The organism is Nocardiopsis sp. MG754419 (assembly GCF_018207095.1).
Taxonomy (GTDB): domain Bacteria; phylum Actinomycetota; class Actinomycetes; order Streptosporangiales; family Streptosporangiaceae; genus Nocardiopsis.
The window spans coordinates 1-457 of sequence record NZ_QOCZ01000366.1 but is presented as its reverse complement, the minus strand read 5'-3'; the positions used below and the strand labels follow the sequence as shown (position 1 = coordinate 457).

At 63.2% G+C, this 457-nt stretch carries 1 pseudogene; it reads left to right on the top strand.

Annotated elements, in window-relative coordinates:
• Positions 1-298 precede the first annotated feature (298 nt).
• Positions 299-457 (top strand): annotated as a pseudogene (locus tag DSY14_RS29120) (LLM class flavin-dependent oxidoreductase); the annotation flags it as partial.

Here is a 457-nt window from a genome sequence, read left to right as displayed (position 1 = left end):
GGTGAGGGGGCTTCCGTCGGGGATCGAGAGTGGTGGCCATGGGGGTGTCGGACGTCCGAGGTGGGCGCCCTTCTCCTTTTCCTCACTCGTTCGGCCGGTCGGGGGTCCGCCGTGACGGTGTCATTGCCTGCACCACCAGGGGTATCACGCGAGAGTGACGTTCGGTGGATACGGAGCGTGCCTGTGGATGAACATGGAGGACCGGGAATGTCGGAATACGCGGGCCCGTACGAGGGTTCGGCATGATAGTTTCATAGAAAACAATTTCCTGGGAAGCTAGTTGGATCGGGGAACGGTCATGCAGTTCGGAATCTTCTCGGTCAGTGACGTCACGACCGACCCCACCACGAGGGGCACGCCGACCGAGCGTGAGCGGGTCAAGGCGATGATCACCCTCGCGCTCAAGGCCGAGGAGGTGGGGCTGGACGTGTTCGCGACCGGCGAGCACCACAACCCC